Origin of the sequence: Oleiharenicola sp. Vm1 (assembly GCF_047777955.1) — a bacterium.
In the GTDB taxonomy this organism is placed as follows: domain Bacteria; phylum Verrucomicrobiota; class Verrucomicrobiia; order Opitutales; family Opitutaceae; genus Didemnitutus.
This window is the reverse complement of the sequence record NZ_CP180537.1, coordinates 2,206,744-2,230,115: the sequence shown is the minus strand read 5'-3', so window position 1 is coordinate 2,230,115 and position 23,372 is coordinate 2,206,744. Positions and strand designations below refer to the sequence as shown.

19 protein-coding genes and 2 pseudogenes are annotated in these 23,372 nt (G+C 71.7%); 20 read left to right on the top strand and 1 reads right to left on the bottom strand.

Annotated elements, in window-relative coordinates:
• Positions 1-181 precede the first annotated feature (181 nt).
• From ACMYLB_RS11055 to ACMYLB_RS10960, 20 genes and pseudogenes are all read left to right on the top strand, one after another.
• Entirely contained in the window at positions 182-2,176 is a 1,995-nt protein-coding gene (locus tag ACMYLB_RS11055) for a hypothetical protein (protein ID WP_415910969.1), read from the top strand.
• Positions 2,173-2,469 (top strand): hypothetical protein, encoded by a 297-nt coding sequence (locus ACMYLB_RS11050; RefSeq protein ID WP_415910968.1) that lies wholly within the window; start codon positions 2,173-2,175, stop codon positions 2,467-2,469. Before ACMYLB_RS11055 ends, ACMYLB_RS11050 begins: the two co-directional genes overlap by 4 nt.
• A complete protein-coding gene (locus ACMYLB_RS11045; RefSeq protein ID WP_415910967.1) occupies positions 2,469-4,364 on the top strand; it encodes a hypothetical protein in 1,896 nt (631 codons plus the stop codon). Before ACMYLB_RS11050 ends, ACMYLB_RS11045 begins: the two co-directional genes overlap by 1 nt.
• Positions 4,365-4,372: 8 nt before the next feature.
• The gene (locus ACMYLB_RS11040; RefSeq protein ID WP_415910966.1) at positions 4,373-4,891 is read left to right on the top strand and encodes a hypothetical protein; all 519 of its coding nucleotides are present in this window, start codon (positions 4,373-4,375) and stop codon (positions 4,889-4,891) included.
• Positions 4,888-6,534 carry a GxGYxYP domain-containing protein gene (locus tag ACMYLB_RS11035; RefSeq protein ID WP_415910965.1) on the top strand — a complete coding sequence of 549 codons (1,647 nt, stop codon included), beginning with the start codon at positions 4,888-4,890 and terminating at the stop codon, positions 6,532-6,534. The genes ACMYLB_RS11040 and ACMYLB_RS11035 overlap by 4 nt, the downstream gene beginning before the upstream one ends.
• A 16-nt stretch (positions 6,535-6,550) precedes the next feature.
• Entirely contained in the window at positions 6,551-9,178 is a 2,628-nt protein-coding gene (locus ACMYLB_RS11030) for a family 78 glycoside hydrolase catalytic domain (protein WP_415910964.1), read from the top strand.
• A gap of 24 nt (positions 9,179-9,202) precedes the next feature.
• Positions 9,203-11,287 (top strand): heparinase II/III family protein, encoded by a 2,085-nt coding sequence (locus ACMYLB_RS11025; protein ID WP_415910963.1) that lies wholly within the window; start codon positions 9,203-9,205, stop codon positions 11,285-11,287.
• 10 nt (positions 11,288-11,297) lie between these two features.
• The gene (locus tag ACMYLB_RS11020) at positions 11,298-13,064 is read left to right on the top strand and encodes a sodium:solute symporter family transporter (RefSeq protein WP_415910962.1); all 1,767 of its coding nucleotides are present in this window, start codon (positions 11,298-11,300) and stop codon (positions 13,062-13,064) included.
• Position 13,065: 1 nt separating this feature from the next.
• A complete protein-coding gene (locus ACMYLB_RS11015; RefSeq protein WP_415910961.1) occupies positions 13,066-13,893 on the top strand; it encodes a hypothetical protein in 828 nt (275 codons plus the stop codon).
• A complete protein-coding gene (locus ACMYLB_RS11010; RefSeq protein WP_415910960.1) occupies positions 13,890-15,128 on the top strand; it encodes a DegT/DnrJ/EryC1/StrS family aminotransferase in 1,239 nt (412 codons plus the stop codon). The genes ACMYLB_RS11015 and ACMYLB_RS11010 overlap by 4 nt, the downstream gene beginning before the upstream one ends.
• A gap of 6 nt (positions 15,129-15,134) precedes the next feature.
• A complete protein-coding gene (locus ACMYLB_RS11005) occupies positions 15,135-15,902 on the top strand; it encodes an amidohydrolase family protein (protein ID WP_415910959.1) in 768 nt (255 codons plus the stop codon).
• Complete coding sequence (locus tag ACMYLB_RS11000) at positions 15,899-16,657, top strand: hypothetical protein (RefSeq protein ID WP_415910958.1); 759 nt, start codon at positions 15,899-15,901, stop codon at positions 16,655-16,657. The genes ACMYLB_RS11005 and ACMYLB_RS11000 overlap by 4 nt, the downstream gene beginning before the upstream one ends.
• A gap of 20 nt (positions 16,658-16,677) precedes the next feature.
• Entirely contained in the window at positions 16,678-17,709 is a 1,032-nt protein-coding gene (locus tag ACMYLB_RS10995) for an NAD-dependent epimerase/dehydratase family protein (RefSeq protein ID WP_415910957.1), read from the top strand.
• A gap of 1 nt (position 17,710) precedes the next feature.
• Positions 17,711-18,757: a dihydrodipicolinate synthase family protein gene (locus tag ACMYLB_RS10990; protein WP_415910956.1), complete on the top strand. Its 1,047-nt coding sequence runs from the start codon at positions 17,711-17,713 to the stop codon at positions 18,755-18,757.
• Positions 18,745-19,650 (top strand): annotated as a pseudogene (locus ACMYLB_RS10985) (M20/M25/M40 family metallo-hydrolase); the annotation flags it as partial. The gene ACMYLB_RS10990 and the pseudogene ACMYLB_RS10985, both read left to right, overlap by 13 nt.
• Complete coding sequence (locus ACMYLB_RS10980; RefSeq protein ID WP_415911064.1) at positions 19,542-19,904, top strand: M20/M25/M40 family metallo-hydrolase; 363 nt, start codon at positions 19,542-19,544, stop codon at positions 19,902-19,904. The pseudogene ACMYLB_RS10985 and the gene ACMYLB_RS10980, both read left to right, overlap by 109 nt.
• 4 nt (positions 19,905-19,908) lie before the next feature.
• Positions 19,909-20,895, top strand: a complete 987-nt coding sequence (locus ACMYLB_RS10975) for an ROK family protein (RefSeq protein WP_415911063.1) — start codon at positions 19,909-19,911, stop codon at positions 20,893-20,895.
• A gap of 13 nt (positions 20,896-20,908) precedes the next feature.
• Positions 20,909-21,718 (top strand): phytanoyl-CoA dioxygenase family protein, encoded by an 810-nt coding sequence (locus tag ACMYLB_RS10970; RefSeq protein WP_415910955.1) that lies wholly within the window; start codon positions 20,909-20,911, stop codon positions 21,716-21,718.
• A 2-nt stretch (positions 21,719-21,720) separates the two neighbouring features.
• Positions 21,721-22,269 (top strand): annotated as a pseudogene (locus ACMYLB_RS10965) (alpha/beta hydrolase); the annotation flags it as partial.
• Between the two features lie 62 nt (positions 22,270-22,331).
• The gene (locus ACMYLB_RS10960) at positions 22,332-22,571 is read left to right on the top strand and encodes an alpha/beta hydrolase (protein WP_415910954.1); all 240 of its coding nucleotides are present in this window, start codon (positions 22,332-22,334) and stop codon (positions 22,569-22,571) included.
• Here ACMYLB_RS10960 and ACMYLB_RS10955 read toward each other — a convergent pair whose 3' ends face one another.
• Positions 22,572-23,369 (bottom strand): sugar phosphate isomerase/epimerase family protein, encoded by a 798-nt coding sequence (locus ACMYLB_RS10955; RefSeq protein WP_415910953.1) that lies wholly within the window; start codon positions 23,367-23,369, stop codon positions 22,572-22,574.
• Between the last annotated feature and the right edge of the window lie 3 nt (positions 23,370-23,372).

The following is a 23,372-nucleotide window of genomic DNA, read 5'->3' as shown; positions in this document are numbered from 1 at the left end:
TCATGAGCCCGACCTCGCCCCGCCTCGACGCGGAGGCATCGCCCCGCCGACCGGCCCCGGCCCGCCCCGGACTGGAGGACTTCACCAGCGCCCCGCTGCGCGCCCGGGTCGGTGAACTCTTCAATCCCCCGGCCTCACCAATTTCTTCGGCTGCCTGCAGGCCGCGTTCGACGCCGTCGCCGTGCAGCATGTGACGTTTGCGCCGTATTCCTGCGGCGAAAGCAGCCTGGGCACCCTCGCCCTGAACGACCGCGCCGTCATGGCCGCCGGTCACGAGATCGAATTCGTCTGGCGCCCCGACCGCATCGAACGGCGCCTCTCGCTCGACGGTTTCGCCCTCGAGAGCATCACCGCGATGGGCGTGCGCGCCGCCACCGTCGAGGTGCGCCTCCGCGTCACCAACCCGACCGCCGCGCCCCGCGCCGCCCGCCTGCGCCTGCTCGCCGGCGAGGGCGTCATCCACTCGCCCGATCGCTGGAAGACGCCGTATTCGCCGCGCGAATGCCCGGCGATCTCCACCACGCCGTGGGAGGGCACCCCGCCCCTCTCCGCGCTCGTGCGCAACGAGCGCGCGCCCACGCCGGCGCGCGACGGCCTCCTCTTCACCTCCCGCACCAGCCGCGCCGCCCTGCTGCAGGCGACCGCTCCCGCGCCCGACCGCATCGAGGACCGGTTCTTCCACTTCGACTGGATCCTCGCCGCCGGCGAGACGCGCGAACTGGTCTACTTCATCGCACTGGGCGCCACCGCCGCCGAGACGCTCGACCTGCTCGCCCGCTGGCAGGCCGACGGCCGCCACCTGACCGCCGCTGCCGAGGCCGACTGGCGGCGCGAGCTCGCCGCCGTCTTCACCCCGGGCAACGATCGCTACAGCGGCCACCTGCCCCTGCTCGCGACGACCGACGCCGCCCTCCGCGCCCTCTACCTCAACGCCGTCGTCACGGTCGTCTATTTCAAGCGCGAGCACCCCGCCGCGAAGTTTCGCCGGACCTACACGACGCTCATGCCGCGCTACTGGGTCACGACGAGCTTCATCAACGACTGGTCGCTCACCGCCCTCCTCCTCGTCCTGCTCGATCCCGCCTGCGTGCGCCAGATGCTCGAGGTCTGGCTCGAGCGCGACGTCCACCGGCATTTCGGCGTCGAATACGTCAGCGGCGAGAGCACCGGCAATTGGTATTCCTGCAACGACTACGCCATGACGCGGCTCATCACGACCTACCTGCGCGTCACCGGCGACCTGGCCTGGCTCGACCGCGCGGTCGGCGGCCGCACCGTCCGCTCCCACCTCCTCGGCCTCGCGACGCACTACCGCCAGCTCGCCGGCCCCTCCGGCCTCGCCGACTACGGCGACCGCAACAGCCTCCTCGAGGCTGTCGGCACCTACGAACACGAGGTCGCCTCCCTCAACGCCGCCAACGTCTGGATCCTGCGCGAGGTCGCCGAGCTGCTCGAGTTTCTCGGCGAGCCCGTCGCCGCCCGCGAGCTGCGCTCGGAAGCCGACGCCCTCGTCCCGCGCGTGCAGGCGCTCTACCGCCCCGGAACCGGCTACTGGAACTGCCGCCGGCCCGACGGTTCGCTCGTGCCGGTCCGCCACGTCTGGGACTTCATCCACACGCTCCACTTCCTGCACCACGACCTGCCCGCCGCGCAGATCGACGAGATGGTGGCCTTCTTCACCCGCGAGCTGATGAGCCCCACCTGGCTCGCCGCGCTCTCGCCGCTCGACGCCGACGCCGGGTTCTCGCTCCGCCCCGACCACCAGTGGAACGGCTCCTATCCCGGCTGGGTCGCGCTCGCCATCGGCGCGCTGGCCAAGGCCGGACGGCGCGACGTGCTCGCCCGCTGGCTGCCCGGCCTCGCCGCCTCGGCGCGGCAGGGGCCCTTCTCCCAGGCGCATTTCGTCGAAACCTATGCGCCCCCGCTCGCCGGCGGCGCGCGCAAGGCCCCGACCGAGTGGCCTTACATCAACGACTGGACCGTCCTCTGCGCCGGCGGCTTCTTCGACGCCATCCTGCTCGACCTCTTCGGCCTCGAGTTCGGCTACCGCGAGCTTTCCGCCCGTCCGCGCCTCGTCCCGCTCGATCCGGCCGCGCGGCTGCATCACGTCTCCTGGCACGGCCAGCTGCACACCGTGTCGGCCAACGGCGCCATCCACCTCGAATTCGCCCCATGAGTTCCACGCCCCTCCGCTCGTCCGTCGAAATGCGCGGCGACCGTCCGACCCTCGTGCTCAACGGCCGGCCGCACGCCCCGCTCATCTACGCGCTGTCCGACTGCCCCGGGGCGCGCTGGACGTGGGAGGAGGTGCCCGCCCGCAACATCCGGCTCTTCGGCGAGCAGGGCGTCCGCCTCTTCCAGTGCGATCTCTGGTTCGACCAGCTGCTCACCGCGGAGGGAAACTCGACCTCGCGCTCGCCCGCCGCCAGATCGCCGGCGTCACCGCCCAATGCCCCGACGGCGCCGTGATGATTCGCCTGCACGTCAATCCGCCCGCCGCCTGGTGCGAGGCGCATCCGGACGAATGCGTCGGCTACGCCGACATCGCCGCCCAGCCCGACCGGCTGTGGGGCCTCCAGCGCCCCGTCGGCACCGATGGCGGCAATCCGCTGCGCGCCAGCTTCGCCTCCGTGCGCTGGCTCACCTGGGCGCGCGGACATCTGGCGACGTTCTGCCGCGAGCTCGGCGAAACGCCGGAAGGCGGCGCGGTCTTCGCCCTCCAGCTCGCCAACGGGCTCTACGGCGAATGGCACCAGTTCGGTTTCCTGCATCATGACCCCGACACCGGCGTCGCGGCCACGCGGTCCTTCCGCGCCTGGCTCCGCGCCCGCTACCACGACGACGCGGGGCTGGCGCGCGCGTGGCACCGCCCCGCCGCGAAGCTCGACGCCGTCGTCGCGCCGGGCTCCGCCGAACGCGAGCGCGCGAACCTCGGCGTGCTGCGCGATCCGCGGGAGCAGCAGGACATCATCGATTACTTCCGCTGGCTGCACGAGACGATGGCCGACGCGCTGCTCGCCCTCGCCGGCGACGTGAAACGCTACTGGCCGCGCCCGATCGTGACCGCCGCCTTTCAGGGCTATTTCTACGGGCAGTTCGGGCGCAACGCCGCCGGCAGCCACCTCGCGCACGATCGCGTGCTCGCTTCGCCGCATCTCGACTGCCTGTGCTCGCCCGCCTCCTACACCGCCGGCGTCCGGGCGATGGGCGGCTCCGGCCACGGCCGCGGCATCATGGGCGCCGTGCGCCGCGCGGGGAAGCTCTGGCTCGACGAGAACGACCACGGCACCTTCCTCGTCGGCTGCCCGTGGGACCGCGAGTTCCACAGCACGCTCGAGGACGACATCGCCTACATCCGCCGCAACGCGCTGCAGCCCGTGCTGCGCGGCGGCGGCCAGTGGTGGTATGACTTCGGCATCGTGGCGGGCACCCCGGCGTTCGTCTCGCACGGCAACGTCGGCTGGTGGGACCATCCCCGCCTGGCGGAGGAGATCCGCGCCGTGCATGCGCTCGCGCAGAGCCGCCACGACCAGGCCTACCGGCGCCCGGCCGACACGCTGGTCGTCCACGATCCCTGGTCCTTCTGCCACACCGTGGCCCGGCGCTGGTCGCTCGAGGGCTTCAAGTTCGGCGACCAGCCGCCGCCCGGCCCGAATCCATTTTCCGGCAAGGGCATGGATGGCCTGCTCGAGGGGCTCTTCCACTCCGGCCTCATCTTCGACGAGGCGCTGATCGGCGAACTCGCGACGATCGATCTCGCGGCGTATCGCCTGATCATTTTCGGCTCGACGCCGATCCTGTCGCCCGAGGCGCGTCGCACGCTCGCCCAGCGGGTCGCCCAGTCGGGCCGCCACGTCGTGCTCACCGGCTTCGCCGGCTGGGGCGACGGCGCCCGCGTCGCTCCCGAACTCGCCACGGAGGTCAGCGGCATCGACACCCGATTGACCGACCTGCCGGACCCGCGGTCGCAGCTCGCGCTCGACGGCGCGACCGAGGACCAGCAGCTCGAACCGCCGAAGCAGGCGCCCGCCTACCTCGCGCCGGAGGCGCAGGTCGTCGGCCGCTGGAAAAACGGCACCATCAGCGCCGCGTTCCGCCCGACCGCGGCGGCGACGTGGTGGAATTTCGCCGTGTGTCCCGTCAACCCGGACCTCCTGCGCGCCCTCGGCCGCCGTGCCGGCTGCCACATTCTCAACGACCACAACGACGCCACCTCGCTCGGCGACGGGCTGCTGATGGTGCACACGCTCCGCGGCGGCGCGCGCCGCCTTCGCCTCCCCGGCGGCGCGGAGATCGCGATCAACCTCGCGCCGCGCAGCACCACCGTCCTCGACGCCCGGACCGGCGCCATCCTGCTCGCCTGAACTTTCCCATGATCCGCAGACTCCTCCTCTCCTCGCTCCTGCTCGGCACCCTCGCCGTGGCCGCATCCGCGGCCGGCCGCCTCGACGGCGTCTGGCGCCTCGACCCCGCCGCCAGCACCGCCCTCGACGGCTGGACCGGCATCGACCTGGCCATCCGCACCGACGGCACGCGCGTCGCCGTCGAGCACCGCATGTCCTGGCGCAGCACCAAGGTCACGAAAACGAACACCTTCGACACCGCCGCGCCGGTGGAAATCCCCGCCTTCTTCCGCATCGAGCAGCGGCACATGGCCGTCTACCCGGCCAAGACCGGCACGACCCACGCCACCGCCGCCTGGCTCGACGACGGCCGCACGCTGCGCACCGAGGCGATCACGCCGGTCGAGGTCTCCCAGGGCGACACCCGCCTGCGCATCACCAGCGAGTATCGCGTCAGCGAGGACGGCGCCGTCCTCACCGTGATCGAGCTGCACTCCACGCGCAATCGTCCCCTCGTCTACGTCTTCCGCAAGGTCACCGCCCAATGAAATCCCTTTCCCTCCTCCTCTCCTGTCTCGCCCTGGCCTGCGCCGTGACGCGCGCCGCCGAACCGGCCGCGCCCGCCGGCCGCGCCGCCTGGGTGATGCATTTCGACTCCGACTGGCAGGTCAAGGGCGGCCTGCCCGAAAAGGTCCTGCTGCTCAGCCTGCAGGGCCTCGCCAACCGCACCGAGCCGCGCCTCTACGCCATCCACCCGCGCGACTACCAGTGGGAGATCACCCAGCCGCTCTTCGATTTCTACCAGCGCAAGCACGGCGTCCGCTTCACCGAGATCAAGGATGCCGAGGCGGCGCTCACCGCCTTCGCCCGCTACGCCAAGGGCTACGTGGTGTGGGATCCCGCCGTGCCCGCGACGATGAACGTCGCGTTCACCATCGCCGGCCTCGAGGACGCGCTGGTCGTGACCGAGGCGCAGATCCCCTTCGTCGAGCGCCACGGCCTCCGGCGCATCGACGATCTGCGCGGCCGCTACAACGGCCAGACCGACGCCCAGATCTACGGCGACGCCCGCCAGCGCTACTGGGCCCGCTGCAACAAGGACGAGATCATGCTCATGGGCGGCCACGCCGGCGCGATCCGCATGCCCGGCATGGCCGACTGGGGCGTGCGCGAGCGGATGTTCTTCCACGACCTCTCCGCCAATCCCGTCCACGCCGCCGAGCTCGCGCTCAACCGCGAGCTGCTCGGTCAACTCCATCCCGGCGCGACCGTCTTCGGCTGGCACTCCTACGGCAAGGACACCGAGGAGCAGCACACCACGCTCCTCTCCAGCTACGGCCTGAAGATGGAGGGGCTGCACAACCTCCCCAACCTCTCCTTCAACTGCCAGTTCACTTTCACGCCCGGCTTCCGCTTCACCAACAACCACCACGTCGCCCGCGACGCCAAGCTGACCGCCGAGCCGAAGGTCTACCTCAGCTTCGTGCAATCCGACTCGATCGGCATCGGCGTGTGGACCAAGCCCGGCCGCGGCAAGCTGCCCTTCGGCTGGCAGGTCACGATGAACTGGACGAAGTTCTCGCCCGCCGCCCTCGAGTATTTCCACGAGAGCGCCACGCCGAACGACTACTTCATCGGCGGCCTCTCCGGCCCGGGCTACATGTATCCCAACCACATCCCGGCCGAGCGCTTCGGCCCGCTGATGCAGGAGGCCAACACCATGATGGCCCAGCTCGACGAGTGCGTGCTGGAGATCATGGACAACTCCGCCGCCGACGGGAACGTCGGCAACGCCGACCTCACCCGCGAGACCGTCGACCGCTACTACGCCGCCTTCCCCCACGTCATCGGCTTCATCAACGGCTACGGCCCCGCCCGCACCCGCGACCTGCGCGACACCCGGCCGATGCTTTCCTACGAATACTACATCGATCCGCGCCGCCCGCGCGCCGAGGTCGCCGCCGACCTCAACGAGCTCATCGCGCTCAACGCCCGGCGCCCCTACTTCCTCCTCGTCCACGTCCGCGAGTCGAACGACGTCAACAGCCTCGTCGAGGTCACGAAGCAGCTCGAGGGCCCGGTCGAGATCGTGCCGCTCGACGTCTTCCTGAAGCTCGCCGCCAGCGCCAAGACCTACACCACGCGCTACCAGGATCCCGCCGATCCGAAGCACTTCGCCGGTTACAAGTGAAACGCCCCGCCTGACCATGCGCCTGAGCCGCCTCGTCCGCTTCGTCGGCGCCGTGCTCCTCCCGGTCGCGCTCGCCCGCGCGCTCACGGTCGGACCGCTGCACACCGAATACCGGACGGAGCCGCTCGCGCTGGACGTGGCGCAACCGCGCTTCGGCTGGCAGCTCGCCGCCGCCGAGCGCGCGCAGCGGCAAACGGCCTACCAGGTCCGCGTCGCCGCCACGCCCGCCGCCCTCGCCGCCGGCGACGCCCTCCTCTGGGACTCGGGCAAGGTGACCGCCGCCGACAGCTTCGGCGTGAGCTACGCCGGCCCCGCGCTGCGCTCCGGCGCGCGCTATTACTGGTCGGTGCGCGTCTGGGACGCGCAGGACCGCGCCTCCGCGTGGGCCGCGCCGTCCTGGTGGCAGATGGGCCTGTTGCAGCCGGCAGACTGGCACGCCCGCTGGATCGGCGCCTCCACCGCGGCCGCGAGCCCCCTGCTCCGCCGCGAATTCCCCCTGGAGAAAAAGCTCCGCCGCGCCACCGCCCACGCCTACGCCGTCGGCTGGTATCGCCTGCTCGTGAACGGCACCGAGCTGACCGAGCGCGTCCTCTCGCCCGTCAATTCCAACTACCCGAAAGGCCTCTTCTACGATTCCTACGACGTCACCGCGCTCCTGCGCCGCGGCGCCAACACCCTCGGCCTCTGGCTCGCCCCCGGCTACCACCAGAGCTACTCGAAATACGGCTACCGCTGGGACGCTCCCCTAGCCGCCCGGCTGCAACTGCAGCTCGAGTTCGACGACGGCTCCACCGCGGTCATCGGCACCGACGAGACCTGGAAGTGGACCGACAGCCCGGTCCTCGCCAGCGACATCTATCACGGCGAAACCTACGACGCGCGCCGCGAGCTCCCCGGCTGGAGCGCCGCCGGCTTCGACGACCGCAGCTGGCAACCCGTCGCGCTCCGCCCTGCACCGGCCGGACCGCTTCGCGCCTGCCCTTTTCCCGGCCTCGCCGTCGCCGCCGAAATCCGTCCGGTGAAACGGACCGAGCCGCGCCCAGGCGTCTTCGTCTTCGACCTCGGCCAGAACATCGCCGGCTGGGTCCGCCTCCAGGCCCGCGGCCCCGCCGGCACCCGCCTAGTGCTCCGCCACGCCGAGGACATCCACCCCGACGGCACGCTGGACGACACGACGAATCGTGCCGCCCGCGCCACCGACACGTTCATCCTCGGCGGACGCGGCGAGGAAACCTACGCCCCGCGCTTCACCTACCACGGCTTCCGCTACGTCGAGGTCACCGGCTATCCCGGCACGCCCGCGCTCGACGCGCTCACCGGCCTCGCCGTGCACGCCGCGCTCGAGGACGCGGGCGCGTTTCGCTGCTCCGACCCGCTCGTGAATCGGCTGCACGAGAACTTCCGCCGCTCCCTCGCCAACAATCTCTACGGCATCCCGACCGACACGCCGACGCGCGACGAGCGCACGCCCTGCCAGATGGATTCGCTCGCCGTGGAGGAGGCCGCCATCGCCAACTTCGGCCTCTCCGGCTACTACGCGAAATGGCTGCACGACATCGCCGGCGACGGCGGCACGCTTCCGAATTGGACCGCCGACCAAGTGGTGCTGCCGTGGCTGCTTTACCAGCACTACGGCGACCGCCGCATCGTCGCGCAGCACTTCGACAACATGAAACAAGTCGTCGACCGCTTCGCCGCCGCGGCGGAGTCGAGCCGATACTGGGCCGACGGCTTCGGCGACTGGTGCGCACCGAACCCCGGCGGCTCCTACGAGGGCAGCTTCAGCGAGGGCCCGCTCGTCGCGATGGCGTTCTTTGGCCGCTCCGCCCGCATCGTCGCCGCGGCCGCACAATTGCTCGGCCACGTCGAGGAGGCGCAGCGCTACACCGCCCTCGCCGACCAGCTCCACGGGGATTTCCAGCGGCGCTTCTACCACCCGGACACCGCCACCTACAGCAGTGGCCGCCAGGTCACCTCCGTGCTCCCGCTCGCCTTCGATCTCGTGCCGCCGGAAAACCGGTCCGCCGTCGTCGCCGCCCTCGCGCGGCGCATCGAGACGGTCGACCGCGGCCATCTCGACACCGGCATCTTCGGCACGCGCTACCTCTTCGAGACGCTGATCGACCACGGCCACGCCGACCTCGCCCATCGCGTGCTCACCGCGCCCGGCTACCCGGGTTTCGCCAATCAGGTCGCCCAGGGCGCCACGACAACGTGGGAGCAGTGGACCTTCCGCGGCGGCATGCAAACGCACGACCACGCGATGTTCTCCGGCGCCGACGCCACCTTCTTTTCGCGCCTCGGCGGCATCCGCCCCGCCGCGCCAGGCTATCGCGAGATCCAGCTCGAGCCCGCGCTGCTCTCCGCCCTGACCTTCGTCGATTGCTCGCGCCAGACGCCACTGGGTGAAGTCGCCTGCGCGTGGCATCGCGACGGCGACTCCGTCGAGCTGCGCGCGACCGTTCCGGTGAATGCGACCGCCCGGCTGCGTCTTCCGGTCCGCGACGCCGCGGCGATCCGCGAATCGGGGCAGCCCGCCGCCCGCGCCGCCGGCGTCCTCGCCCTCCGCTCCAGCGCGGACACCACGACGCTCACCCTCGGCTCCGGCCGCTACCTTTTCCGCTTCGTTCCCGCCTCGCCCTGAATCCCGCCTCCGTCACCTCCCACCATGAACACACCCAGCCGCCGCACCTTCCTCAAGACCACCGCCGCCCTCGCCGCCCTCCCGCTGCTCCGCCTCCCGCTCTCCGCCGGCGAGGCGCCGGCGCAATCTCCGGCCGCCGGCCGGCGCGGCCTGCTCTTCGACGCCGCCGACCTGCCGCGCATCCGCGCCAACCTCGACCTCCCGCGCCTCGCCGAGGTGCGCGCCAAGCTGCTAGAGGTCGATTTCGCCCAGGAAACGAAATTCCTCCACGAGCTGCGCCTCAACAACCACGTGGCGGATTTCCTCCGCGCCTGGCAGCTGGTCGAGAACTGCGCCTTCGCCTACACGGTCTGGGGCGACCGCCGCCAGCTCGACCTCGCGCTCCTGGCGATGCGGCGGCTCTGCGACTACCCGCGGTGGGACTACTTCCTCGAGGGCGGCAAGGACACCATCGGCCTGCAGCGCGCCCCGGAGGCCACCATCGCCTGCTGCCTCGCGCTCGACTGGCTCGGCGACGCCGTGCCGGCCGACCTCGTCGCGGCGGTCGAGCACCGCATCGCCACCGAGGGCGCGCCGGCGTGCTATCGCTCGCTCTACGGCATGAAATACCCGGACCGCGTCCGCGGCTGGACCTTCGACCCCGAGGACGACTACCCGCAGGCCTATCGTGTGAGCATGGCGCGCTGGCCGCTCATCCTCAACGCCACCAACCTCAAGATCATCCCGACCTGCGGCCTCGGCATCGCCGCCCTCTGGCTGCACGGCCGCCACCCCGAGGCCGGCAAGTGGCTCCAGCTCTCGCGCCAGAGCGCCCAGGCCTTCGCCGTCATGTATGGCAGCGACGGCGCCTACGACGAGGGCGTCGGCTATTGGGGCTACACCACCACGCACCTCGCCATGCTCGCCGAGGCGATCCACCGGCGCCTCGGCCTCGACGATCGCAAGCTCATCAATTACCCGGGCACGATCCGCTACGCGCTCTCGCTCGCCATGCCCTGCGGCGGCGACCGCGTCGCCGACCCGAAACTCGGCACCGCCTACAACGCCACGCCGAAGGGCGACTACATCCCCGCCCTCGACCTCGTGAACTTCTCCGACTCGGGCGTCGGCATGGACGTGACCGTCGCCGCCTGGGTCGGCACCGCCGCCAACGATCCGCTGAGCAACTACGTCGCCACGCACACCGGCACGTTCCGTCAGCTCCAGGGCGCGATCTGGTATCACCCCGACGCCGCCGAGCAGGCTCCGGGCGCCGCGCTGAAGGACGTCCGCCTGAGCAACGACTGGGTCGTCTCGCGCACCGGCTGGGCCCCGGCCGACACCGTCGTCGCCCTCCGCAGCGGCGGACCGGCCAACCACGAGCACGCCGACCGCAACAGCATCGTCTTCAAGGCGCATGGCGACCGCCTCTTCCACGACCCGTTCCACGCCGGCTACTCCTACACCACGCCGCGCTGGCGCCTGCGCCTCACCTCCGCGCACACCGCGCTCCTCATCGACGGCCAGGGCCACCAGTATCACGACGGCCGCGAGGGCACCAACTCCTCCTGGGCCAGCGCCGCCGTCACGGATTTCCGCACCGGCCCGGACTGGATGACGGTCACGAGCGACGCCACCGAGGCCTACGCCCTCGTGCTGCCCGACACACGGCGGGTCACGCGCACGCTCGTCTTCCTCAAGCCCGACGTGCTCGTCATCCTCGACCGCGTGAGCCTCCAGCAGGCGGCGCCGATCCAGCTGCGTTTCCAGATCTTCAACGAGGATGGCAACGGCCGCGGCACGGCCGCCGGCGCCGCCTTCGGCATCGACCGTCCGCGCTCCGCCCTCCGGGCCACGCTCGCGGCCACCGGCGCGGTGCAGACGTCCCTCGGCCGGCTCGACCTGCCGGAAAGCGAAGGCGTCTTCCCCTTCGTCGAGGCCGTGTCCGCCCGCGCCACCGAGCACGAGATCGTGACCGCCTGCACCGTCGCCCCCGCGGGCGAGGCGCACGGCGCGCTCGCCGTCAGCCGCGCGGGCCGGACCTGGCGCATCGCCGGCACGCATCGCGGCCAGCGCGTCGACCTCACCCTCGACGCCGCCGGCGCCGTGCCCGCGCTCAACCTCGCCTGAGCCCGCCGCGATGCCCGCCTTCAACACCATCAACGCGATCGATTACGGGCTCATCGCCCTCTACTTCGCCATCGTCATCTTCGTCGGCTTCTACGCCGCGCGAAAGAACCGCGGCACCGACGACTACTTCAAGGGCGGCGGCCAGGTGCCGTGGGTGCTGGCGGGACTCTCCAACTGGGTCACGGGCTTCTCCGCCTTCATGTTCGTCGCCGCCGCGGGCTTCACCTACCGCGTCGGCGTCGGCGCCATCATCATCTTCACCTCGGCCACCTGGGCCTACCTGCTGGGCTATTTCTACTTCGCGAAAATGTGGCGGCGCGCGCGGCTCGACTCGCCGCTGCAGTTCCTGACCAAGCGCTACTCGCCCTCGACGACCTATTTCTACTCGGTGACGTCCATCGTCCCGCAGATCGTCGGCATCGGCCAGGGGCTCTACATCCTCTGCATCTTCGTCTCCTCCGCGCTCGGCTTCGGCGACCGCACCTTCGAGCTGGCCGGCGTCTCCTTCAACGGCCTGCAGGCCTCCATCCTCGTCGTGGGCGTCGTCGTGGTCTTCTACACCGTCATCGGCGGACTCTGGGCCGCGGTGCTGACCGACGCCGTGCAGTCGATCATCATCATCGTGATGACGGTGATCATTTTTCCCGTCTCCTACCACTACCTCGGCGAAGGCGCGGGCGTGCTCGCGGGGTTCAAGCGCATGCTGCACGAGGTCCCGGAGGCCTACCTGCGCCCCGGCGGCATGGCGGCGGATCCGTGGTTCCTGTTCAGCTACTTCCTCAACACCATCCTCGGCTACAACGTCGCGTGGCACCTCGCGCAGCGCTACTACAGCGTGCCCGACGAGCGCGGCGCGCGGAAGATGGCGCTGCTCTGCGCCGTGCTCTCGTTCTTCGCCCCGCTGATGTGGATCCTGCCCGTCATGGCCTCGAAGGTCATCTTCCCCGACCTCAACTCGCTCTGGCCCTCGCTCAAGGACCCGTCCGAGGCCTCCTACGTCAGCCTGGCGCTGCTGCTGCTCCCGCACGGTCTCGTCGGCTTCGTCGTCTCCGCCGTGCTCTCCGCCACGCTGGGCCAGGCCAACGACGCCTGCAACTGGCTCTCCGTCACCGTCACGCGCGACATCTACGTGCCGCTGCGCCGCCGCGCGACCGGCCAGACGCCGACCGAGCCGCAGCAGATGCGCGTCGCCCGCCTCGCCATGCTCGGGATCGGCGTCCTCGGCGTGCTGGTCGCCTTCTACATCCCGCGCTTCGGCGGCGCCTTCGACTTCGCGCTGCAATACTACTCGCTCGTCGCGGCGTTCATGATGCCGGTCGCCCTCGGCATGCTCTACCGCAAGACGCCGTGGTGGTCGGGCATCGCCTCGTGCAGCGCCGCCTTCATCGTCGCCATCGCGCTCATGCTCGCCGGCGTCTGGAAGGAGGACGCCCTCGCGCGCAACGTCCTGAGCGAGGCCGTCACCGCCACCGTGGTCTTCTTCCTCTCCGCCCGCTGCTATCGCGCCGACGACCCGCGGCACGCCGCCCTGCACCAGCTCGACCGCGACCTGCGCACGCCGGTGCCCGACGCGCCCGTCGCCCCCGCCGGCGGCCTGCAGGTCTACGGCGTCATCGGCTCGATCTCCATTCTCCTCGGCCTCGTCCTCATCGCCTGCACCGCCCTGCCGTCGACGCCGCTCGCGCCCTCCACCCACAACCTCCTCGCCGGCGTGCTGCTCATTTTGCTCGGCTTCGGCCTGCGCCGCGTCGCCCGGCCGCGCGCCGCCGCCTCCTGACATGCGCCTGCCCGCCCAGCTCTACCGGCAATTCGACGCCGACCTCGCGCGGGCCGTCCCCGCCGAGGGCTACGGCGGCTGGCAGACGCTCGACGTCGAACTCGCGCCCGCGCACACCGCGCTGGTCGTCATGCACGCCTGGGACAGCGGCGCGCCGCACGAATTCCCCGGCTGGCGCCGCGCCGTCGAATACATCCCCCGGGCCGAGCGCATCCTCGCCGAGGTTTTCCCGCCCCTGCTCGCCGCCGCGCGCGCCTCGCCGCTGCCGGTCTTCCACGTCGTCGGCGGCCGCGACTACTACTCCCACCTTCCCGGCAGCCAGCGCGCGCGCCGCCTCGCGGGCGCAACGCCGCAGTTGGCCCGCGTGTCGCCCGACCCGGCTTATCTCGCCCTGCAGCGCCTGCGCCACGCGCACGGCACGCCGGGCGTGCACAACCAGACCGACGTCGCCGCCGGCTTTGCGCGCCTGGACTTCGCCCAGGCCGCCCGTCCGCTCGGCGACGAGGGCATCGCCGAGGACGGCACGCAACTGGCCGCGCTTTGCCGCGCCCACGCCGTCAATCACCTCATCTACGTCGGCTTCGCCCTCAACTGGTGCCTGCTCATGTCCCCGGGCGGCATGGTGGACATGGCGCGGCACGGCTGCCTCTGCTCCACCCTCGCCGAGGCCACCACCGCGGTCGAAAACCGCGAGACCGCGCGCGCCGAAGCCGAGAAGCGCCAGGCGCTCTGGCGTGTCGCGGTGGAATTCGGCTTCGTCTTCGGGCTCGCCGACTTCCTCGCCGCGCTGAAAACTCTGCCGCGCCTCGCCGGCGCCACCTCCCTATGAGCCAGTCGTCACTGCTCGCCCTCCACGGCGGCCCGAAGGCCGTCACCGCCACCCGTCCGCCACATCACCGCTGGGGCGCCGCCGAACTCGCGCGCCTCACCGCCATGGTCGACCAGCCCTCGCTCTTCTACTGGAAGGGCCCGCAGACCGACGCGCTGCTCGCCGAGTTCCGCCGCACCTACCCGCTGCAATGGTGCATGCCCTGCTCCTCCGGCACGGCCGCGCTGCACATCGCCGTCGCCGCGCTCCAGTTTCCGCCGGGCTCGGAGATCATCACCTCCCCGGTCACCGACATGGGCTCCGTGATCGGCATCCTCTATCAGCAGCTGGTGCCGGTCTTCGCCGACATCGACCCGCACACCTACAACCTCGACCCGGCCGCCATCCGCCGCGCCATCACGCCGAAAACGAAGGCGATCATGGTCGTCCACCTCGCGGGCAACCCGAGCGACATGACCGCCATCCTGGCCCTCGCGCGCGAGCACCACCTCGCCGTGATCGAGGACTGCGCCCAGTCGTGGGGTGCCGCCCACCGCGGCCGCGCCGTCGGGCTGTTCGGCGACCTGGCCTGCTATTCCTTCAACGAGTTCAAGCACGTCAGCTGCGGCGACGGCGGCATCGTCGGCACGAATGATCAACGCTTCGGCCCCACGCTCGCCAAGTGGGGCGACAAGCACTACGACCGCGTCGCGGGCGGCCGCAACCCCGAGGCGCTCTCGCCCAACTACCGCCTGAGCGAGCCGCAGGCCGCCGTGGCGGCCGCGCAGCTGACCAAGCTCGACGCCATCGTCGCCGCGCACATCCGCCTCGGCTCGCGCCTGCTTTCGCATCTGCGCGCGCTCGCCCTGCCCGGCGTCGCGCTCCCCGCCATCGACCCGCGCGACACGCACAGCTTCTGGTTCTGCCTGCTGCGGCTCGATCCGGCCGCCTTCCGCTGCCCGCGCGACGAGTTCGTCGCCGCGCTCCAGGCCGAGGGCGTCGCCGCCCAGGCGGGCTACATTCCCAAGCCCGTCTACGGCTACCCGCTTTTCCAGAACCACAACTTCTTCGGCGGCGGCTGGCCGCTGCGCGACGCCGGCCTCACCACGATGGATTACCGCACCGTCCGCTGCCCGGCGGCCGAGGCGCTGCTCGCCACCGGCATCTCGCTGCCGATCAGCCCCGCGCTGACCGACGAGATCGTCGACCAGACCGCCGCCGCCATCGCCAAGGTCGCACGCCACTTCGCGGCCTGACCCGTCATGCGCGTCATCGACATCCACACCCACCCGATCCTGCGCGAGGACCGCCGCGGCTTCGCCGGCGCCGCCCAGCTCATCGCACGCGCCCGGGCGCACGGCATCCGCCACGTCGTCGCGCTGGGCGATGTCCTCGGCTTCGGCCGCTCGCCCACCGCCGCGCAGATCCGCACGATCAACGACGAGACGCACGCGCTCATGCAGCGCCACCCGGGCTTCGTCACCGGCTTCTGCCACCTCAATCCGACGCTCGGCGCCCGCGCGGTCGAGCGCGAGATCGCGCGCTGCGTCGCCCGCGGCTTCCGCGGCCTCAAGCTCGAGATCGCCAACAACGCCGCCGACGCCTGCATGCGCCCGCTCATGCAAGCCGCACGCCGGCACCGGCTCCTCGTCCTCCAGCACGCCTGGAGCATGACCAAGATCGGCGAACGCGCCTTCCACACCGACCCGGAGGACGTCGCCACGCTCGCCGCGCGCTTCCCCGATGTCCGCATCATCATGGCGCACCTCACCGGTTGCGGCGTCCGCGGTGTGCTCGCGGTGAAGCCACACCGCAACGTCGTCGTCGACACCTCCGGCGCCGCGCCCGAAACGGGCATCGTCGAGTTCGCCGTCGACGCGCTCGGCGCCGACCGCGTCGTCTACGGCTCCGACGCGCCGATCCGCGACTTCGGCGTCGCCATCGCCCGCATCACGGGCTCCGCCCTCGACGCGGCGACGCAGCGAAAAATCCTCCACGACAACGCCGCCACCCTGCTCGGCCTCCCATGAACCCTTTCGACGCCAGCGCCTGGATCGGCCGATGGCCGTTCTCCTTCGCCCCCGCCCACACGCCGCGCTCGCTCGCGGCGCACCTCGCGCGCCACGGCATCGGCCCGGCGCTCGTCTCCCCGCTCGACGCCGTCTTCGCCCCCGCGCCGCAACCAGCCAACCGCGCCCTGCTCGCCGGCACCCGCGGCCTCCGCCGCCTCCTGCCCGTGCCGGTGATCAATCCCGCTCTCGCCTCCTGGCGCGAGGATCTCGCCGAGGTCGCCGCCGACCGCCGCGTGCGCGCCGTGCGCCTGCTGCCCAACTACCACGCCTACCGCCTGTCCGCCCCCGCCGTGGACGAGCTGCTCGCCGCGCTGGCGCGCCGCCGGCTGCGGCTCATCGTGCAGATGCAGCTCATCGACCACCGGCACGAATACCACGCGCTGTCGCTCAAGCCCGTCCCGGCCGACGACCTCGACGCGCTGCTCCGGCGCCACCGCCCCCGCCCGATCCTCGCCAGCGGCCTCCTGCGGCCCGACCTGATCAAGCTCGCGCGCCGCCACCCGCACCTGCTTGCCGACCTGTCCTTCGCCGAATGGCACGACACGATGGAGCACCTCGCCGCCCGGGTGCCCACGCGCCAGCTCGCGTTCGCCTCCCACACGCCGTTCCTGATCACCGCCGCCGCCCGCGCCAAGCTCGACTCCTCCACGCTCTCCGCCTCCCGGCGCGCGCAGGTCGCCGCCGGCAATCTCCGCCGCTTCCTCGGCCTCTGAAGAATTTTCCCCGCTTCCTCATGACGATCGCTCCCACGACCGACCACGACATCGAACTGCTGCTCTCCACGCCCACGCCCGGCGCCATCGCCGCGGTGAAGAACCTGCCCGGCGACTTCATGGTGCTCGGCGTCGGCGGCAAGATGGGCACGACGACCGCCGTCATGCTGCGGCGCGCGCTCGACGCCGCCGGCCGCCGCGACGCCCAGGTCTACGGCGTCTCGCGCTTCAGCCGCCCCGAGGCGCGCCGGGAGCTCGAGTCGCTCGGCGTGCGCACCCTCGCCTGCGACCTCGCCGACGCCGCGGCCCTCGCCGCCCTGCCGGACGTGCCGAACCTCCTCTACCTCGCCGGCCAGAAGTTCGGCACCGAGGACGCGCCGGGCCTCGCCTGGATTCAAAACACCGTCGTGCCCGCCCTCGTCGCCCAGCGCTTCCGCGACGCGCGCCTCGTCGTCTTCTCGACCGGCTGCGTCTATCCCTTCGTGCCGGTGACCGGGCCGGGCGCGAGCGAACGCGAGCCCGTCGCCTTCCTCGGCGAATATGCCACCACCTGCGTCGGTCGCGAACGCGTGTTCACGCATTATGCCGGCGAATTCGGCACGCGCGTGCTGTTCTACCGCCTCAACTACGCGGTCGAGCTGCGCTACGGCGTGCTCGTCGACGTGGCCGCGAAGGTCGCCCGCGGCGAACCCATCGACCTGACGATGGGCTGGCTCAACTGCATCTGGCAGGGCGACGCCTGCGCGCGCGCCATCCAATGCCTCGAACTCGCCGCCTGCCCGCCGCGCATCCTCAACATCACCGGCCCGGAAAAGCTGCGCATCCGCGACCTCGCCGAGGAATTCGGCCGCCGCCTCGGCCGTCCGCCGGTGTTCACGGGCACCGAAGCCGACGCCGCCTGGCTGTCCGACGCCGCGGAATCCGTCCGCCTCTTCGGCCCGCCGAGCGTTTCGGTGGCGACGATGATGGATCGCATCGTCGCGCACCTCCAATCCGGCGGCCGGCTGCTCGGCAAGCCGACGCATTTCGAAACCCGCGACGGCAAATTCTGACATGGACCTCCGCGCCCACTTCCTCGCCGGCCAGGTCATCCCGGCCCACCCGCTGGCCCTCGACCGGAACCGCAAGTTCTCCGAGCGGCACCAACGCGCCCTCACGCGCTACCAGCTCGCCGCCGGCGTCGGCGGCCTGGCCGTCGGCGTGCACTCGACCCAGTTCGAGATCCGCCGGCCCGAGCACGGCCTGCTGCGGCCCGTGCTCGAGCTCGCCGCCGAGACCGCGCGCGCCGAACTCGCCGCGCGCCCGCGTCCCGTGGCGCTCGTCGCCGGCGTCTGTGGCCAAACGCCCCAGGCCCTCGCCGAGGCGGAACTCGCGCGCTCCCTCGGTTACCACGCCGGCTTGGTCAGCATGGCCGCGTTCAAGGACGAGCCCGAGGCCGACATTCTCGCCCACGTCGCGGCGGTGGCGCAGGTGCTGCCCGTCGTCGGCTTCTACCTCCAGCCCGCCGTCGGCGGCCGCGTGCTCAGCTACGCCTTCTGGCGGCAGTTCGCCGAGATCCCCGCGGTGGTCGCGATCAAGATCGCGCCGTTCAACCGCTACCAGACCCTCGACGTCGTGCGCGCGCTCGCCGCCGCCGGCCGCGACGACATCGCGCTCTACACCGGCAACGACGACACCATCGTCACCGACCTGCTCACCCCGTTCACCTTCGCCATCGATGGCCGCCGCGTCACCCGCCGCATCGTTGGCGGCCTGCTCGGCCACTGGGGCGTCTGGACGCACGCCGCCGTGCAGCTCTTCCAGCGCGTGCAAGCCGCGGCGGGCCGCGCCACGATCGACGTCTCCTGGCTCACGACCGCCGCGGCCGTCACCGACATGAACGCCGCGCTCTTCGACGCCGCCAACCGCTTCCACGGCTGCATCCCCGGCATTCTGGAGGTGCTTCGCCGCCAGGGGTTGATCGAGACCAATCTCTGCCTCAATCCCGCCGAAGTTCTCTCTCGCGGCCAAGCCGAGGAATTGACGCGCGTCGCCACCGCGTATCCTGATCTCGTGGACAATGACTTCGTCGCCCGTCACCGCGACGAATGGCTCCGCTGACCATGAACTTAACTCTTCCCCTCTCGCCCGAGCAACTCCTCGCCCGGATGGTTTCCTTCGAAACCGTCAACCCAGACTTCGGTGGCCCCGCCGGCGGCGAGTGCCGATTGGCCGAGGAAATAGAGCGCCTCGCCGCGGCGTGGAGCTTGTCGTCGCGCCGCTATGCGGTGGACGGAGGACGATTCAACCTTTTCGTTCACTGCGCCGCGACGGTAGCGGACGCCGAGTGGCTGATTCTCGAGAGCCACCTCGACACCGTGGCCGTCGAGGGCATGACCGTGCCGCCGTTCCGTCTGACCGCCGACGGCGACCGCCTCTTCGGCCGCGGCGCCTGCGACACCAAGGGCTCCGGCGCCGCCATGCTCTGGGCGTTGCGGGACTACGCCGCGCGGCCCGTCCGGCCGCGCCACGCCGGCGTGCTCTTCACGATCGACGAGGAAGCAGGCATGACCGGGGCCCAGGCCTTCGCCGCCGGCGCGCTGCGGGAGTTTTCGCGCCTGCGCGGCATCGTGGTCGGCGAACCCACGGGCCTGCGTCCCGTCGTCGCGCACAACGGCGCCCTGCGCTGGCGCAGCGTCACCCGCGGCCTCGCCGCCCACTCCTCCGACCCGACGCGCGGCCGCTCGGCCATCGCCGCCATGCTGCCCGTGATCGCCGCGCTCGAGACCAAGTTCATTCCGCTCGCGACGCGCACCTTCCCGCTCACCGGCCGCGCCGCCGCCAGCATCAACGTCATCCGCGGCGGCTCGGCGGTGAACATCATCCCCGACACCTGCGAGATCCTCTGCGACCGCCGCCTCGTGCCGGGCGAGACCGCCGCGCAGGTCCGCGCCGAGCGCGACGCCGCGCTCGCCGGCCTCGCCGTCGAACACGACCGCGAATACCTCGCGCCGCCGCTGCCGCCGGGAAACTCCGCCGCGCTGCACGCCTGGATGCAGCCGGCCTTCGTCGCCACCGGTCTCGATCCCGCCGCCGTCGGCGCCCCTACGCCACCGACGCCAGCCACTACGCCGCGGCCGGCGCCCCCGTGCTCGTCCTCGGCCCCGGCGACATCGCGCAGGCGCACACCAAGGACGAGTGGCTGCACCGCGCGGAGCTGGCCAGCGCCGTCGCCCTCTACGCCGCCCTCCTTGCCCTTCCCGCCTGACGCCATGGCCTCGAATCCGCCCGCCGCCGACCGCTTTTCCCCGCTCCTGCCCGACTCCGCCTGGGCGCAGATCGTCGGCCTCGACATCGGCGGAACCAAGTGCGCGGTCGCGCGCGTGCACGGCGGCGTCCTCGAGGAACTGGTGCGCGTGCCCACCGCCGACTTCGAGACGACCTTCGCCCTCCTCGCCGCCGCCATCGAGCGCGTCGCCCGGCCGGGCCTGCTCTTCGGCGTCTCCTGCGGCGGTCCGCTCGACGCCGCGCGCGGCATCATCACCTCGCCGCCCAACCTCGACCCGAGCTGGCACGGCGTGGACATCTGCCGCCGCCTGACCGAGCGCTTCGGCGGCCGGGCCTTCCTGATGAACGACGCCAACGCCTGCGCGCTGGCCGAGTGGCGCTTCGGCGCCGGCCGCGGCTGCCGGCACATGGTCTTCCTCACCTCGGGCACCGGCATGGGCGCCGGCCTCATCCTCAACGGCCAGCTCTACGAGGGCGCCACCGGCGACGCCGGGGAGGTCGGCCACCTGCGCCTGGCGCCGACCGGGCCCGTCGGCTTCGGCAAGGCCGGTTCCTTCGAGGGCTTCTGCAGCGGCGGCGGCATCGCGCGCCTCGCCCAGGCGATGGCCGCGGAACGCCGCGGCCCGCCGCCGGCGTGGCTCGCCGCCGACGGCACCACGACCACCAAGGCCGTCGCCGATGCCGCCAAACAGGGCGACGCGCTCGCGCTCGCCGTCATGCACGTCGCCGGCACGAAGCTCGGCGAGGCGCTCGCCGTGATCGTCGACACGCTCAACCCCGAGCGCATCGTCCTCGGCGGCTTTTATCCCCATTGCCGCGAACTGTTCGCGCCCGCGCTGCGCGCCGCCCTCGAGCGCGAGGCCCTGCCCCACGCCGCGGCCGCCTGCCAAATCCTGCCCGCCGAGCTCGGCGCCACCATCGGCAGTCACGGCGCCATCGCGATCGCGCTGAATTTCCACCCCGCTCCCTGATCACCCCGACCCCATGAGCTCCACGCACCGCCTCACGCCCGAACAGCAGAAATTCTATCACGACCAAGGCTACCTCCTCGGTCTGCCGCCGATCTACTCTCGCACGGAGATGGACCGCATCAACGCCGAGCTGCCGCACCTCCTCGCGCTCCTGCGTCCCGGCGAGACGACCAAGGACATCCGCGAGTGGCACGAGACCAGCACCTACCTGTTCGAGATCTGCATGAACCCGAAAATCCTCGACCTCGTCGAGGGCGTGCTCGGACCCAACTTCTACTGCTGGGCGAGCAACTTCTTCATCAAGGAGCCGCGCTCGCTCGCCACCGTCGGCTGGCACCAGGATTCCTATTACTGGCCGATGGCGCCGCACAACTCCGTCACCGTCTGGCTCGCCTTCGACGACGTCGACGAGGTCAACGGCGGCATGAAGCTCATCCCCGGCTCGCACCGCGGCGGCGTCATCAAGCACAAGCGCTCCAAGGAAACGAGCTCCGTGCTCACGCTCGAGCTCGAGGACGGCAGCGACTTCCGCGCCGACTCCGCCGTGCAGTTCCGGCTCCGCGCCGGCGAATGCTCGCTGCACGACGACCGGGCGATCCACGGCTCGCCCGCCAATCCCTCAGACCGCCGCCGCGCCGGCCTCACCATCCGCTACTCCGGCACCAACGTGAAGAACGACCTCGCGGTGAACCCGAACTTCAAGACCTACCTGTGCCGCGGTGTGGACGAGTTCCGCCACAACCCCGTCGGCACGCCGCCCACGCAGCGCTACGGCCGCCCGGACTTCAAGCCGGTCAGCAACGAGGAGGCCGGCCGGAGCTGACCATGCGCCGCCCCGCCCTGCTCCTCTGCCTCCTCGCGCCCGTCGCGCTACTCGCGCAGCAGCCCGCGACGCCGGAGGAGACGCCGGTCGCCCTGCCCGGCGCCGAGGCCTTCGTCTACCGCGCCGGCCCGCCCGAGCTGCGCCTCTTCGTCGTGAAGCCCGACGGCTGGAAGGCGACCGATCGCCGGCCCGCGCTGGTGTTTTTCTTCGGCGGCGGCTGGACCACGGGCACGCCCGCGAAATCGGTCTTCTGGGCCAAGTTCGCGGCCGGCCTCGGCCTGGTCGGCATCGCGCCGGACTACCGCACCAAGGGCCGGCACGACGTCTCGCCGCTCACCTCCGTCGCCGACGCCCGCGCCGCCCTGCACTGGGTGCAGGCTCACGCCGGCGAACTCGGCCTCGATCCCGCGCGCATCGTCGTCGGCGGCAATTCCGCCGGCGGTCACGTCGCGCTCTGGACCGCCATCGCCCACGCCCCGCCGGGCTCCGCGCCCGCGGAATCGCCAGCGCCCAAGCCGGCCGCGCTCGTGCTGTTCAGCGCCGTGTCCGACACCTCGCCGGCCACCGGCTACACGCCGCAGCGCTTCGGCGCCGACGCCATCGCGCTTTCCCCGTGCACCAGCTCGATCCGCAGATGCCGCCCGTGCTGGTGTTCCACGGCGACGCCGACAAGCTCGTCTCGCCGCGGCAGGCGCTCGCCCTGCGCGACCGCCTGCTCGCCAGCGGCAACCGCTGCGAGCTGCACCTCGTGCCCGGCGGCGGCCACAACTTCGGCCAGGACGTTCCCGCGTGGCAGGAAAAGTCCCGCGCGCTCCTGCGCGATTTCCTCGCGCGTCAGGGCCTGCTGCCCTGATCACCACCACCCATGCCGCGTCGCCGCCATGAGCGCTTCTTCCACCGGACCGAGCTCGGGGTGCCAGAGGCGCTCCCACTCGAGGCTGACCGGTCCGCGGAATTCCGCGCGCAACACCTCCCGCAGCGGCGCCATCGGAAACTCGCCCTCCCCGGGCAGGCGGTAGGTGAACGGGTGCTTCGGGCCCGGGATGCTGACGCTGTCCTTCACGTGCAGGTGCACGACGTGCGGCCGGATCGCGCGCCACGTGGCCAGCGGATCCTCGCGCCCCGTCTTCCAGGTGTGGTGCGTGTCCCACAGGATACCGGTGCCGGGCGCCAGCGCCAGGAAGCCCAGGATCGACGCCGAGGTGCACAGCGCATCGTGCGTCTCGACCATCAGGTCGGTCCGCCAGCGGTGTTCCGCCCGCAGCGCCCGCCACCACGCGACCGTCTCCGCCATCGCGCGGTGCGTGGCGGCATCGCCGACCTTGCCGCCATCGAAGACGCGCAGCCGCGGCACGCCGAGCGCCTCGGCCCAGGGCACGAATTTCAGGAACGCCGCGCGTTCCTCCGCGGTGCTGTGCGCGAGGTGCAGCGACGTATCGAGCGAGAAGATTTTCAGCGCATGCCCGGCGAGGCGCACGGCCAGCGCGGCCGGCGTGCCATAGGCGGCTTCGAGGTGGGCGGGCAGGTCGATCGTGCCGGCGAGCGCGCGCAGCTCGACGCCGTCGAGCCCGTGCTGCGCCGCGAGACGCAGCGTGTCCTCCAGCCCGAGCGCCGGACTGCCGAGGGTCGAGTAGGTGCGGAGGTAAGCCATGCG

What these genes read in the sequence shown, in the direction of transcription:
- ACMYLB_RS11050 (WP_415910968.1), top strand. Translation starts at nt 2,173, where the DNA reads ATGAGTTCCACGCCCCTCCGCTCGTCCGTCGAAATGCGCGGCGACCGT.
- ACMYLB_RS11045 (WP_415910967.1), top strand. Translation starts at nt 2,469, where the DNA reads ATGATTCGCCTGCACGTCAATCCGCCCGCCGCCTGGTGCGAGGCGCAT.
- ACMYLB_RS11040 (WP_415910966.1), top strand. Translation starts at nt 4,373, where the DNA reads ATGATCCGCAGACTCCTCCTCTCCTCGCTCCTGCTCGGCACCCTCGCC.
- ACMYLB_RS11035 (WP_415910965.1), top strand. Translation starts at nt 4,888, where the DNA reads ATGAAATCCCTTTCCCTCCTCCTCTCCTGTCTCGCCCTGGCCTGCGCC.
- ACMYLB_RS11030 (WP_415910964.1), top strand. Translation starts at nt 6,551, where the DNA reads ATGCGCCTGAGCCGCCTCGTCCGCTTCGTCGGCGCCGTGCTCCTCCCG.
- ACMYLB_RS11025 (WP_415910963.1), top strand. Translation starts at nt 9,203, where the DNA reads ATGAACACACCCAGCCGCCGCACCTTCCTCAAGACCACCGCCGCCCTC.
- ACMYLB_RS11020 (WP_415910962.1), top strand. Translation starts at nt 11,298, where the DNA reads ATGCCCGCCTTCAACACCATCAACGCGATCGATTACGGGCTCATCGCC.
- ACMYLB_RS11015 (WP_415910961.1), top strand. Translation starts at nt 13,066, where the DNA reads ATGCGCCTGCCCGCCCAGCTCTACCGGCAATTCGACGCCGACCTCGCG.
- ACMYLB_RS11010 (WP_415910960.1), top strand. Translation starts at nt 13,890, where the DNA reads ATGAGCCAGTCGTCACTGCTCGCCCTCCACGGCGGCCCGAAGGCCGTC.
- ACMYLB_RS11005 (WP_415910959.1), top strand. Translation starts at nt 15,135, where the DNA reads ATGCGCGTCATCGACATCCACACCCACCCGATCCTGCGCGAGGACCGC.
- ACMYLB_RS11000 (WP_415910958.1), top strand. Translation starts at nt 15,899, where the DNA reads ATGAACCCTTTCGACGCCAGCGCCTGGATCGGCCGATGGCCGTTCTCC.
- ACMYLB_RS10995 (WP_415910957.1), top strand. Translation starts at nt 16,678, where the DNA reads ATGACGATCGCTCCCACGACCGACCACGACATCGAACTGCTGCTCTCC.
- ACMYLB_RS10990 (WP_415910956.1), top strand. Translation starts at nt 17,711, where the DNA reads ATGGACCTCCGCGCCCACTTCCTCGCCGGCCAGGTCATCCCGGCCCAC.
- ACMYLB_RS10975 (WP_415911063.1), top strand. Translation starts at nt 19,909, where the DNA reads ATGGCCTCGAATCCGCCCGCCGCCGACCGCTTTTCCCCGCTCCTGCCC.
- ACMYLB_RS10970 (WP_415910955.1), top strand. Translation starts at nt 20,909, where the DNA reads ATGAGCTCCACGCACCGCCTCACGCCCGAACAGCAGAAATTCTATCAC.
- ACMYLB_RS10955 (WP_415910953.1), bottom strand. Translation starts at nt 23,369, where the DNA reads ATGGCTTACCTCCGCACCTACTCGACCCTCGGCAGTCCGGCGCTCGGG.